Raw genomic sequence first — 13,538 nt, 5'->3', positions numbered from 1 at the left:
AGCAGAGCCGTTCAGAAAAAAAGTTTCTCAGCAAATGATCCTCAGAGAAAACTTCAGGTCGCCTGGTGTAAACTGTTCGATCCGACTTTGATCTATAGTGGATAGGCAAGCGGCCAAAACAATAAATAAGTTCTTGATAAATCAGCCATGATCGGAAGCAGCGCATTTCAGTCTGTACCCTGTTGAAAGACGCTCACTCTATAAAAACCATGTACACCGAGGACAAGAAATGAGCGAATACTCCGTTAACAGAGCGACCTTCGATGAAGTCATGGTGCCTAACTACGCACCACAGGCGATGATTCCCGTTCGCGGAAAAGGTTCACGAGTCTGGGATCAGGAAGGCCGTGAATACATCGATTTCGCAGGGGGTATTGCCGTTAATGCTCTTGGCCACTGCCACCCTCGGCTGGTCAAGACTCTCAAGGAACAGAGTGAAAAGCTCTGGCATATGAGTAATGTTTACACCAATGAGCCTGCTCTGGCTCTGGCCCAGCGCCTGACCGAGATCTCCTTTGCCGATAAAGTATTCTTCTGTAACTCGGGCACCGAAGCCAACGAAGCAGCCTTCAAACTGGCCAGAAAATATTCTTTTGATCATGTTGGCCCTGAAAAGCATGAAATCATATCCTTCAAAAGCTCCTTCCACGGTCGCAGCCTGTTTGCTGTAACAGTGGGAGGCCAGCCAAGTTACTGTGAAGGTTATGCGCCGGTCCCCGCCGGTGTGACTCATCTACCCTACAACGATCTGGAAGCCCTGAAAGCAGCCATTTCAGACAAGACCTGTGCGGTCGTTCTGGAACCGATCCAGGGTGAAGGTGGGGTAATCCCGGCGGACCCAGAGTTCCTGAAGGGCGTAAGAGCACTATGTGATGAACACAAAGCTCTGATGGTTTTGGATGAAGTGCAAACCGGTGTAGGCCGTTCCGGTGAGTTTTATACTTACATGACCACCGGTGTCATTCCAGACATTCTGACCACAGCCAAATCACTGGGCGGTGGCTTCCCTGTGGCTGCCATGCTGACCACCGACGAGGTGGCCAAAAGCTTCGGCTTTGGCAGCCACGGCAGCACCTATGGCGGTAACCCGCTGGCCTGCGCTGTCGCTCTTGAAACCATCAACCTGATCCACAACGATCAGGTTCTGGCCAATGTCAGCAGCAAACACGAACTCTTTCGAAGCGAGCTGGAACGCATTAACAAAACCTATGGCATCTTCAGGGAAGTTCGTGGCAAAGGCTTGCTGATGGGTGCAGAGCTGACCGAAAACTGGCACGGCAAAGCCAAAGACTTTCTGGCGGCTGCTGCTGAAGAAGGTCTGATGATGCTGGTTGCTGGCCCGAATGTGCTGAGAATGGCCCCCTCACTGATCATCCCGGATGAAGATATCCGTGAAGGTATGGCAGCACTGGAACGGGCAATTGCCAAGGTAGTCAATTCATAATTAACCACTGCACCGGTCTCTTGCTTCTGGCCGGTGCCCCTCTTTAATCAGAAGAGAATGCCGCATTAGTGTGCATTTCAACAAAAAACATCTCTGAAAATGGTGTTTCATGTCCGACCTTCTTGCCCCGCTACAATCCCTGCTAACCCGTCTGGACAGCCTTCAGGCAGAAATGCTTCAGCACACCATTGAGCTGGCAGAAATCAACTCTGGCAGCCTCAATGCCACGGGCGTTAATCAGGTGATGGAACGCCTCAGACAAATGACTGCACCTCTGGGTGGAAAACAGGAAGTCATTGACCTGGAACCTTATGAAGTAATTAATGACCAGGGGGAAGTGATTCAACACACCTTGGGCAAGGCCCTGAGAATCCGTAAGCGCCCCGGGGCTCCCCTGCAGGTTTTCCTGTGCGGCCATATGGACACGGTGTTCCCAAAAGACAGCTCTTTCCAGAAGGTTGTCCAACTTGATGAAGATACTATCAATGGTCCGGGTGTCACCGATTTGAAAGGCGGCATCATTGTGATGCTGAATGCACTCAAAATTCTGGAAGCAAGCCCATGGGCAGATCAAATTGGCTGGGAAATTCTCTTTAACCCGGATGAAGAAATAGGTTCACCGGGTTCTGCTGCGTTAATAAAAGACGCCGCCAGCCGTGTAGATCTGGGCATGATTTACGAACCCTGCTTCCCGGATGGCAGCTTCGCGGGTCAACGCAAGGGCAGCGGAAACTTCACTGCTGTCTGCTACGGCAAAGCAGCCCACGCTGGCAGGGAACATCATCTGGGAAGAAATGCTATTCGTGCCCTGTGCGACTTTGTCTCAGCTATGGATGACCTGAACGGAAAGCGGGAAGGCGTCACATTTAATCCCGGCTATATTCACGGTGGTGGCGCAACCAATATTGTTCCGGACCAATGCATAAGTCGTTTCAATATACGTCTGGAGAGACCGGAAGATGAGCAGTGGTGCCTTAAGGAACTGCAAATGATTGTCAATGAGATCAGCAGTCGCAACGGTATCCGTCTGGAACTTCACGGTGGCTTTAGCAGAAAGCCTAAGGTACTCACTCCGGCCAATCTGCAACTGTTTGAGCTGGCCAGACAGTGTGGTCACGCCCTGGGGCTGACTCTTGATGTAAAGCCAACCGGCGGCTGCTGCGACGGCAACAACCTAGCCTCAGCCGACATTCCCAATATTGATACCCTGGGTGTTCAGGGTGGGCATATCCACAGTGAACAGGAGTACCTGAAAATCAGTAGTCTGGTACCCAGAGCCAAATTGAGTGCGGCCCTGCTAATGACCTTGGCCTGTAATGAAGCCCTGGGTACCGGAAACGCCTGGCTCAAGAATAAAGGGTCCCGACCATGAAAGTCGTCAGACCTGTTGATTATCAAGACCTCAGTGCTCTGGAAACACTGGCCAACAGCGCCAGAGGCTCAATGACCACCCTGCCTGCAAATCGTGATCATCTGGCAGAATTGATCTGCAAAACCCGGGACTCCCTCAGTCAGGACGTTGAAGATGCCGGAGAAGAAAGCTACCACTTTGTTCTGGAAGATCAGGAGACGGGTGAGATTCTTGGCATATCTGGCATTATCGCCACGACAGGTCTTTCGGCGCCTTTCTATAACTTCCGTGTCGACGAAGAAGTTCATGCCTCCGAGACACTGCAAACCATCAACCGGATGACGGTTTTAAAGCTCTGCCAGGACTACACGGGTTACACCAGCCTTTGCACTCTTTTTATCTCTCAACAACACGACAGCTGGTCTAATCTTCAGTTGCTGAGCCGTGCCAGGCTGCTGTTCATAGCTGAACACAGAGACCGTTTTGCTGACCGTGTTCTGGCAGAAATTCAGGGCGTTGTTGATGAAAACAATCACTCAGCGTTCTGGAACAGTCTGGGCGCTCACTTTTTCCCAATGGCGATGTCCAAAGCCAATTATCTGACCGGCCTTGAGGAAAAGAACTTTATTGCTGACCTGATGCCCCGTTATCCGATTTACACACGCCTGCTGCCGAAGCAGGCAAGAGCAGTCATTGGTGAACCCAGACCCGACCGGGAGCCGGTGTTTAACATTCTTGAACGGGAAGGCTTCAGCTATCAGGGGTATGTGGATATTTTTGATGCTGGCCCCACTCTGGAAGCAGGAACCGACCGGCTAACCACTCTCCGTGACAGCCAGATCCATCAACCGGATCTGTCCACAACATCGGCTGAACGAGAAACAGTTTATACACAAAACAACGATTACCTTGTAGCCAATACATCGGCCCAGTCTTTTCGATGCATCAGCACGGCTTTCAACCCTGAAGCCCCAACCCTGACACAGAAAGAAACGGATCTGCTGCAACTGGATGGCGGAGACCCCGTCAGAGTGGCAGTGAGCTATTAAAAGACCTTGGACTTATAAAGTTAGAGGATACAGGCAATGACAGAAGCCAAAACAAACACGATCAAAACCCTTCTGGAAGCCATGTGGCAGAATTATCTGGAACTGACCCCCGACGCCCGGACAATCCATAACCTCTTTGCTGCTCAAAATGATGGCAATGTGATCAATGATCACATTGCACTGCGAACGTACAATCTGGACAGGGTTAGCCTCGAAAAAGTAGCACGCCCTTTTCTCGATGCAGGTTATGTTGTCGGCGGCGACTATGAGTTTCCCGGCAGAAAACTGGTAGCCAAACACTTCCAGCATCCCGACGACACCCTGCCAAAAGTGTTTATCAGTGAGCTGCTGGTTGAGGCGCTGTCCATTGAAGCTCAGCAAGTTATCCACAGCCTGGTCAACCAGGTCGCTGAAACGTCTGTTCTTCAGGATGATTTCTGTTTTTCAGGACGCCCCTGGACGGTCAGTCAGCAAGACTATGACCTGCTATTACAGGAAAGTGAATACGCTGCCTGGGTAGCAGCCCTCGGATACCGTCCCAACCACTTCACTGTCTCCATTAATCACCTGCAATCCCATGATGACATCCAGGTTCTGAACCAGATGCTGCAGGACAATGGTTTCATACTGAATGAAAGCGGCGGTCTGGTGAAAGGCTCTCCCGAAGTGCTTCTGGAGCAGTCATCCACTATGGCCGGTAAAGTCAACGTCAGCTTCTCCGATGGTGACCGGGAAATCCCCGGCTGCTTTTATGAGTTTGCCAAGCGCTACCCTCTGCCCGACGGCAAACTCTATCAGGGGTTTGTAGCCGCTTCTGCTGACAAAATTTTTGCAAGCACTGACACCCGGTCAACCCAATAATCTGGAGTTGTTCAGTTATTGAAGAAGGCAAAAGCGGCAGTGCAGATTTTTTCTCAGGCTGCTCTGTTCAACTCAATATAATCAAAAACAACAACTATTCAGTGACGTTTTCTTATGATGATAATCAGACCCATCACCGAACAGGATCACGACGCACTCTGGCAGATTGCCCAGATAACCGGCGTGGGTTTCTCGTCCCTGCAACCTGACCCTGAGATGGTTCAGAAAAAGCTCGAATGGGCAGTCAACTCCTTCAGGGCTGAAAAACCTCTGGAAGAAGCTTACTACCTGTTCGTCATGGAAGACATGGAAACAGCAGAGGTCGTTGGTGTCTGCGGCATTGAGTCCGCTGTGGGCCTTAAAGATCCCTGGTACAACTATAAGGTCAACACTCAGGTACATGCCTCCAGAGAACTGCATGTCTATACCCGTATCAAGACCCTGACACTTTGTAGTGACTACACAGGTCACTCAGAACTTTGCACTCTGTTCCTGACACCGCAATACCGCAAATCCAGTAATGGACACCTGTTGTCCAAATGCCGCTTTCTTTTCATGGCCGCTCATGAGCCTCGCTTTGACGAAAGCGTCATTGCTGAGCTTCGTGGTTTTTCCGATGAAGAGGGTGAATCTCCTTTTTGGGAAGCCCTGGGCAGACAATTCTTTGCCGTGGACTTTGTCGAGGCTGATCAACAGGTCGCCCGTGGTAAATCCTTTATCGCCGAGCTGATGCCACGCAACCCCATTTATAGCAACCTGTTACCGGCAAAAGCCCAAAGTGTCATTGGCCAGACTCATGAGGATACCGTACCGGCCAGAAAACTACTGGAGGGCGAAGGGTTCCGATACACCGGTTATATCGACATTTTTGATGGTGGCCCGGTGCTGGAAACTCAGCTTAAAGACATCCGGGCGATCAGGGATTCCCGTCGCTACCGGATCAAAGTCCATGACCACCTGGATACCGATGAAACGGTCTGGCTGATGGCCAACAGTCACTTCCGTGACTTTCGCTGCATCGCCGGACAATTGTCTTTTGAAGGACTGGAGTTCGTCAACATCAGCCAGAAACAAGCTCAGGCACTGAATGTAAGGGACGGCGATGAACTCAGAGTCGTGCCACTTTTCAACCCACAACGAAGTCATCGTTAAGAAGCAGTTATTGATAAACAGCCCATGGCTCACTAACGGAGTTACATTATGAAAGGTTCTCTATTTATAAAAGGACAATGGCTTCAGGGTGAGGGGCAGACATTTCATTCCCTGAATCCAGCCAGTGGTGAAATCATCTGGAGTGGTTCTGCTGCTCAACCCTCCCAGGTTGATCAGGCCATTTCAGCAGCCCGAAAAGTCCAGCCGGAATGGGCTGCACGCACTCTGGAAGACCGCATTAAACGGGTGCGCAAGTTTGCCGCACAGGTTGAAGAAAATGCTGACTTGCTGGCCAGAACCATTGCCATGGAGACGGGTAAACCCCTCTGGGAATCCAGAACTGAAGCAGCGGCCATGAAAGGCAAGATTGAAATTTCTATCAAAGCCTGTAATGAGCGCACCGGAACGACAGAAAACACCATGCCCGGAGCCCGCGCTTTTATACGACACAAGCCTCATGGTGTCGTCGCGGTTTTTGGCCCCTACAATTTTCCGGGACACTTGCCCAATGGGCACATTGTTCCGGCCCTGCTGGCGGGCAATACGGTTGTCTTCAAACCCAGCGAACTGACCCCGGCCACAGCGGAAGAAACCATTAAACTCTGGCAGCAGGCCGGGCTGCCGGAAGGCGTGTTGAACATGGTTCAGGGCGAAAAAGAAACGGGTATGGCTCTGGCCAGGCACAAAGGCATTGACGGTCTGTTCTTCACCGGCAGCTCCAATACCGGAAGACTGATCCACCAGCAGTTTGGTGGCCAGCCAGGCAAAATTCTGGCTCTTGAGATGGGTGGCAATAATCCATTAATTATTACTGAAGTTAAAGACCACAAAGCAGCGATACACGACGCTATTCAGTCAGCGTTTATTACTGCCGGTCAGCGCTGTACTTGCTCCAGGCGCTTGTTCGTTCCTGCCTCAGAATGGGGTAATAGTTTTATTGATCAGCTGGTCGAAGCCGCTGGCAACATCAAAGTGGGTCAATGGAATGATGCAGACCAGCCCTTCATGGGAGCCGTTATTTCAGAAGCGGCGGCGGACGCTATTCTTCAAGCTCAGACACACCTGCAGCAGCTGCGTGGTCAATCACTGCTGACGAGCCAAAAATTGAAGAAAGGCACCGGTTTACTGTCACCCGGCATTATTGATGTTACCGCCATTAAAGAGCTGCCTGATGAAGAATACTTTGGCCCTCTGTTGCAGGTAATTCGTTACGACCAGCTCGACGAAGCCATTGAACAGGCCAATAACACCCGCTATGGACTCTCCGCAGGCATTTTCAGTGACAGTCGTCAAGACTATGAACAGTTCCTGCACCGCTCCCGGGCCGGAATCGTCAACTGGAACAAGCCCATCACCGGAGCCAGCAGTGCTGCGCCATTTGGTGGTATTGGCGACAGTGGTAACCACCGCCCCAGTGCCTACTTTGCCGCTGATTACTGTGCTTACCCGGTAGCCAGTGTGGAAGCTGAGAGCCTGTCACTCCCGGAAAAACTGGCCCCGGGTTTAAAGCTTTAATAACGCTGGCTCCGAGATCGGAATAGAAGAGATATGAATAAAACTGTTGAAGCCAATTTTGATGGCCTGGTAGGTCCAACCCATAACTATGCTGGCCTGTCTCTGGGCAATATCGCCTCAACCCATCATCAGTCAGCGCCTTCCAATCCCAAACAGGCTGCTTTACAGGGTCTGGCGAAAATGAAGGCATTGCACGACATGGGTTTAGTACAGGGAGTGCTGGCACCCCAGGAAAGACCAGACGTTTATACACTACGCAAGCTTGGTTTTAGCGGCAGTGATGAACAAGTGCTTGCCGAAGCCTCACGACAGGTGCCCAAAATTCTTGCCGCATGCAGTTCTGCATCCACCATGTGGACCGCTAATGCCGCTAGCGTATCACCCAGCGCCGATACAACCTCTGGCACCGTGCACTTTACACCTGCAAACCTGTGCAGCAAGTTTCACCGCTCCATTGAGCATGAGATAACAGGCAGAATTCTAAAAGCCGTTTTCTCCAGCGAGGAACATTTTACGCATCATCCTGCACTTGTCAGTAGCTCTCACTTCGGTGATGAGGGTGCAGCCAACCATACCCGTTTCTGTCAGAACTATGGAGACGAAGGGGTAGAGTTCTTTGTTTATGGCCGTTACAGCTTTGATGACGCCCGGCCAGCTCCGACAAAGTTTCCAGCTCGACAGAGTCTGGAAGCCTCACAGGCTGTTGCCCGCATCCATCAACTCAATACCAGTCGTACTGTATTTGCACAACAAAACCCCGAAGTCATTGATCAGGGAGTTTTCCATAATGATGTTATTGCTGTGGGGAATCGCAACGTCCTGCTCTGTCACGAGAAAGCTTTCCTGAACCAGGCTCAAGTCTATAACGACCTGAAAAATGCCTATGGCCGGGATGACTTCTGCATTATTGAAGTGCCTGAAAGTCAGATCAGATTGGAAACGGCAGTGAAAAGTTACCTGTTCAACAGCCAGCTGCTCAGCACTTCCGATCGTGATATGACTATTGTGGTTCCCTCTGATTGCCAGAGCGATCGACAGGTTGCAACCTATCTGGAAGGGCTGGTTGCGTCTGATAATCCCATCAATGACATCAAAGTGTTCGACCTGCGTCAAAGTATGAATAATGGCGGTGGACCTGCCTGCCTGCGCCTGAGAGTTGTGCTGACTTCTGAGGAACTGGCTGCCACCAACCAGGCCTGCCTGATAAACGACACTCTCTATGTAACACTCTGCCACTGGGTTGAAAAGCATTACCGCGACAGGCTGACTGAAGCCGATCTTGCCGATCCTGAACTTCTGATTGAGTCTCGCACAGCACTGGATGAGTTAACCGGCCTTCTGAAACTGGGGTCTATTTATCAGTTCCAACAGGTGTAAAGGCCCGGAGCTGATTTTATCTCCGCAAGTGATAGAATCAGCTCATCCATTTCATGGGAGAAAAAAATGAGAACAATGTCGCTTGCCATGGTGGCGCTTATTTCCATAGTCCTTACAGGTTGCGTAAGCCTGACGGCTCCTCAGAAAAATCCCCAGGTCGCCCCCCTGTCGATTACTTCTTCGCCTCTGCATCGATTCTCTTTAGCCGATTTTGATGGTCTGATGTTCGAGCCCATTATCCCCGAAGAAGCGGACCCGATGTTCCCCAGCCGTGAGAGTGCTTATCAAACAATAGAATTCGAGATAGCCAAACAGCTGTCAGCGAAAATGACTATCGATCCTGACCAGATCCCTCAGAATTCATTGATTGTTCGCTATGGCATTGCTTCCGATTCCATCGTCTCCGACGCAGAACTGATTCAATTCTTTGGCACAACGCCGGGACTGGTCACTGAGCCGGGTCAGGAAAAACTGACCATAGCCATTGCTCTGATTCGGGCCAATACCGGCGACGCCCTGTGGAAAGTGGTAGCCCAGGGCACGATTGTTCCCGGACTGAGCAATGAAACACGACTGGCCAGAGCCGAAGCGGCCATAGCCAGAATGCTGGGCAATTTGAAGTAACGTCGGGGATATTGGAGAATGAAAGCAAGCAATCAATTATTCATTTTCCGTAGTTCAAAAATTTTCACCTTGTTATAGCCACCGGTATAGCCACTGCTGGCGGTGGTAAGCACATGGCCGCAGTCGTTACTGAAGGTGGCTGATTCAACCCCCCACCCAAGGGAAATTGTGGCTTTTTCTACCCATGATCCATCAGCCCTCAGGCCAATAATTTTCGACGTTGAATCTCTGCTGGCAGTTATCAGATGACAGCCATCGGGACCGAAGGTGGCTGAGTTGACCCCTGCTTTGTGGGAAAAGGTGGCTAATTTTTCCCATACTCCATCATTGTCATGGCCATAAATTTTCACCTTTCCATCGTCACCGGCGGTCACCAGGTAAAGGCCATCGGCACTAAAGCTGGCTGAATTGACTTCGTTCTTATGGTAAATGGTGGTTTTTTTCTCCCATGTTCCATCCTCATCCTGGCCGAAGATTTTCGCCTTGCCATCAACACTGGCGGTCACCAAATGATTGCAATCAGCGCTGAAGGTGGCTGAGTTGACTACTTCCTTATGTAAAATAATGGCTTTTTCTTTCCATGGCCCGTCATCCTCATGACCATAGATTTTCACCGTACAATTGCTGACGGTCACCAGATGGCTGCTATCAGCGCTGAAGGTAGCTGAATCGACATCATCAACATGGTAAATTTTGGCTTCTTCTTCCCAGGTTCCCCCCTCCTTCTGGCCGTATATTTTTGACGTGCCATCATAACTGGCGGTCACCACATGGGTGCTATCGGGGCTGAAGGTAGCTGAGCTGACCCAGTCATCATGATCAATTGTGGCTTTTTCCACCCATAGTCCATCGCCCATCTTGCTGTAGATCTTCGCTGTGTGATCGCCACTGGCGGTCACTAAATGAGAGCTATTGGCGCTGAAAGTGGCTGAATTAACCCATGCATCATGAAAAATGGTAGCTTTTGCTTTCCATGATCCATCATCCTCATAGCCATAGATTTTTGCCGTGCCATCATCACTGGCAATGACCAGATAGCGGCCATCGGCACTGAAGGTGGCTGACTCTACGCGGGAATCATTGGAAATGGCGGCCTTCTCTTCCCATGAACCATCGTCATTCCGGCTACAGATTTTCACCTCTTCATCATCACCGATGGTCACCAGGTGGCGACCATCGTCGCTAAAGGAAGCCGATTCGACGCCATCATCATTGAAAATGGTGGCTTTTTCTTTCCATGATCCGTCGGACTCCTTGTCATAAATTTTCGCCCTGCCATCGTCACTGGCAGTCACCACGTGGAGACCATCTTTACTGAAAGTCGCTGAATTGATTAAGGCCTCATGGTAAATAGTGACTTTTTTATCGACATTAAATGTTTCACACTGCGACATTAGATCGGCATTGTTGAAAAAGAGCAGAGCAGGAAAACAAGCCTCTTCCCGACGTTTAACAAGTGACTGGATTAGCGCCTGATTATTCGTAAATTGCCCCAGCCAGGCACTGAGTTGCTGATCACTTCTTGCGACGATGGTTGTCTTCAGTAGAGACTGGTGTGCTGAAGAAAAACGGTGGTACCATTCCTTTGCCAGAATATCTTCTTGTTTAACAAGCTCTTGAAATTGGCTAGATACCTGTTTCAAACGGGTAACATCTTTAAGTCCCAAATAACCAATAATATTTAATGGTGTGGGGCGAGACAAATTGAGTAGCTGAGGTTCACTGCTCACAGATACAGTGATTTCCCTACCCCCACTGGCACCCGTTGGTGCATGCTCCGATATAGATTGAGGAGGTTTTGGTAAATATGAAAAGTCAGCTTTTGCGTTGTTGCATATTGATTCCATGCTTGGTCAATCCTTAGTTTGATAGTTTATGTTTATCTTCAATCAGGAAGAACATCCAAAATTGAAACTAAGGGTTGGATTCTGTTTTAAAGTAAAAGTTCATAACAGGGTGTTAAGTGGAACTAACAACAGTTTCTGCCTTTCAGCACACGGTAAAGGCAAACAATTAAGTACTCAGCCATACGGAATCGAATATTTCTGGCTTATTGGGCAGGTGCTCTGCAAGGCGCAACGACGGGAACATAGCAAGCTATGTGACCAGAGTTGCAACGCAGTCAGAGTGCCTGAACAATAAGTCAGAAAATATGATTTCGTATGGTTGAGTACTTAATTATTCATTTATCCGCAGCTCAGTAATTTTCGCCTTGTGATAGCCACCGTTGGCGGCGGTGGTAAGCACATGGCTACAGTCGTCACTGAAGGCGGCTGATGAGACCAGTCCCCTATGGGAAATTGTGGCTTTTTCTACCCAGTGTCCATCAGCTCCCAAGCCAATAATTTTCGCCGTTTTATCTTTACTGGCGGTGACGATATGGTAACCATCAGAACTGAATGTGGCCGAATAGACTCGACTATTGTGGCAAATGGTGGTTTTTTCTTTCCATGATCCATCGTCCTCACGGCCATAAATTTTCACCTTGCCATCGTCACTGGCGGTCACCACATAGCGGCCATCGGGACTGAATGTAGCTGAATTGACATCGCCTCCATGGTAAATAGTGGCTTTCTTTTCCCATGACCCATCATCCGCCTTCTTACCATAGATTTTCGCCGTGCCATCATAACTGGCGGTCACCACATGGCTGCCATCGGCACTGAAGGCGGCTGATTTGACCTTATTTTTATGACGAATACCGGTTTTAAATTCCAATGATCCATCGTCTTCAAGGCCATAGATTCTCACCGTGTAATTGTTGCTGACGGTCACCAGATAGCTGCCATCAGCGTTGAAGGCAGCTGAATCAATATCGTAATAATGCAAGGCGGCTTTTTCTTCCCATATTCCACCTTCCTCCAGACCGTAGATTTTTGCCGTGCCATCATAACTGGCGGTCATCACACGGGTAGCATCGGCGTTGATCTTAACCGAGCTGATCAAGTCATTATGATAAATTATGCCGGTTTCCAGCCATGACCCATCGTTCTCCCTACTGTGGATCTTCACTGTGTGATCGCCACTGGCAGTTACCACATGGCGGCCATCGTTACTGAAGGTGGCTGAGCTGACAAATTCATTATGGGGAATGATAGCTTTTGCTTTCCATGATCCATCCTTCTCATAGCCATAGATTTTCGCCGTGCCATCGTCACTGGCAGTTATCAAATTGCGGCCATCGGCGCTGAAGGTGGCTGATTTGACATAGGCATCATGGCAAATAGTGGCCTTTGCTTCCCATGATCCATCATCATTACGGCCATAGATTTTCACCTTGTTATCTTCACCGATGGTCACCACGTGCAGGCCATCGGCGCTGAAGGTGGCTGACATAACCGATTTATCATGGGAAATGGTGGCGTTTTCTTTCCATGACCCGTCGTCCTCCTTGTCGTAGATTTTCGCGGTGCCATCGTCACTGGCAGTCACCACGTGGAGACCGTCTTTACTGAAAGTCGCTGAATTGATAAAGGCTTTATGGGAAATAGTGACTTTTTTATCGACATTGAATGTTCTGCACTTCGACATCAGATCAGTGTTATTGAAAAATAACAGAGCAGGAAAACATTCCTCTTTTCGACGCTTAACAAGTGACTCGATTAACGCCTGATTATTCGTAAATTGCCCCACCCAACCTCTGAGTTGCTCATCACTTCTTGCCTTGATAACTGTCTTCATCAGAGACTGTTGAGCTGGAGAAAAACGTCGATACCATTCCTTTGCCAGGATATCTTCTTGTTTAATAAGCTCTCGAAAGTGGGTACATGACTGTTTCAAACGGGCAATATCTTTAAGCCCCAGACGGCCAATAATATTTAATTGTGTCGAGCGGGAAGCATTGAGTAGAGGAGGTTTACCATTCTCAAAGGCAGTAATTTCCCTACCCTCACTGACACTGGTTTTTGCTCGCTTCGATTGAGGTTCATCTGGATCTGGTAAACCTGAAACGGTGGTGATTGAGTAGTACTTTTCTATTGTATTCATGCTTTGCCACTCCCTGGTTTGATAGTTTGTATTTATCCTCAATCAGAAAAAACATTCGATTTTATATTTAGCATTGGATTCTGTTTTAAAGTAAAAGTTCTTAACAAGTTGTTAAGTGAAACTAACAAAAATTTCTGTCTTTCAGCACACGCAGAATAGCGTCACTCAAATGAAACCT

10 protein-coding genes are annotated in these 13,538 nt (G+C 49.3%); 8 read left to right on the top strand and 2 right to left on the bottom strand.

Annotated elements, in window-relative coordinates:
* The first annotated feature begins 229 nt into the window (after positions 1-229).
* From ACOMHB_RS07015 to ACOMHB_RS06980, 8 genes are all read left to right on the top strand, one after another.
* Positions 230-1,444: an aspartate aminotransferase family protein gene (locus ACOMHB_RS07015; RefSeq protein ID WP_448216050.1), complete on the top strand. Its 1,215-nt coding sequence runs from the start codon at positions 230-232 to the stop codon at positions 1,442-1,444.
* 109 nt (positions 1,445-1,553) lie between these two features.
* Positions 1,554-2,816 (top strand): hydrolase, encoded by a 1,263-nt coding sequence (locus tag ACOMHB_RS07010; protein ID WP_448216049.1) that lies wholly within the window; start codon positions 1,554-1,556, stop codon positions 2,814-2,816.
* Positions 2,813-3,844: an arginine N-succinyltransferase gene (locus ACOMHB_RS07005; RefSeq protein ID WP_448216048.1), complete on the top strand. Its 1,032-nt coding sequence runs from the start codon at positions 2,813-2,815 to the stop codon at positions 3,842-3,844. The genes ACOMHB_RS07010 and ACOMHB_RS07005 overlap by 4 nt, the downstream gene beginning before the upstream one ends.
* A 36-nt stretch (positions 3,845-3,880) precedes the next feature.
* Positions 3,881-4,705, top strand: coding sequence for a DUF1338 domain-containing protein (locus ACOMHB_RS07000; RefSeq protein ID WP_448216047.1), 825 nt, complete (start codon positions 3,881-3,883; stop codon positions 4,703-4,705).
* Positions 4,706-4,819: 114 nt separating this feature from the next.
* Positions 4,820-5,857: an arginine N-succinyltransferase gene (gene astA / locus ACOMHB_RS06995; protein ID WP_448216046.1), complete on the top strand. Its 1,038-nt coding sequence runs from the start codon at positions 4,820-4,822 to the stop codon at positions 5,855-5,857.
* Between the two features lie 48 nt (positions 5,858-5,905).
* Entirely contained in the window at positions 5,906-7,372 is a 1,467-nt protein-coding gene (gene astD / locus ACOMHB_RS06990) for a succinylglutamate-semialdehyde dehydrogenase (RefSeq protein WP_448216045.1), read from the top strand.
* A 33-nt stretch (positions 7,373-7,405) separates the two neighbouring features.
* Entirely contained in the window at positions 7,406-8,749 is a 1,344-nt protein-coding gene (astB, locus tag ACOMHB_RS06985) for an N-succinylarginine dihydrolase (protein ID WP_448216044.1), read from the top strand.
* A 66-nt stretch (positions 8,750-8,815) separates the two neighbouring features.
* Positions 8,816-9,373, top strand: coding sequence for a DUF4136 domain-containing protein (locus ACOMHB_RS06980; RefSeq protein ID WP_448216043.1), 558 nt, complete (start codon positions 8,816-8,818; stop codon positions 9,371-9,373).
* A 32-nt stretch (positions 9,374-9,405) separates the two neighbouring features.
* Here ACOMHB_RS06980 and ACOMHB_RS06975 read toward each other — a convergent pair whose 3' ends face one another.
* Positions 9,406-11,220: an F-box/WD repeat-containing protein gene (locus ACOMHB_RS06975; RefSeq protein ID WP_448216042.1), complete on the bottom strand. Its 1,815-nt coding sequence runs from the start codon at positions 11,218-11,220 to the stop codon at positions 9,406-9,408.
* A gap of 331 nt (positions 11,221-11,551) precedes the next feature.
* Positions 11,552-13,360, bottom strand: a complete 1,809-nt coding sequence (locus ACOMHB_RS06970; RefSeq protein WP_448216041.1) for an F-box/WD repeat-containing protein — start codon at positions 13,358-13,360, stop codon at positions 11,552-11,554.
* Positions 13,361-13,538 lie beyond the last annotated feature (178 nt).

The organism is Endozoicomonas sp. 2B-B (assembly GCF_053470045.1).
Note: the sequence above shows the minus strand (reverse complement) of the source record. Positions and strands in the feature narration are given on the sequence as shown.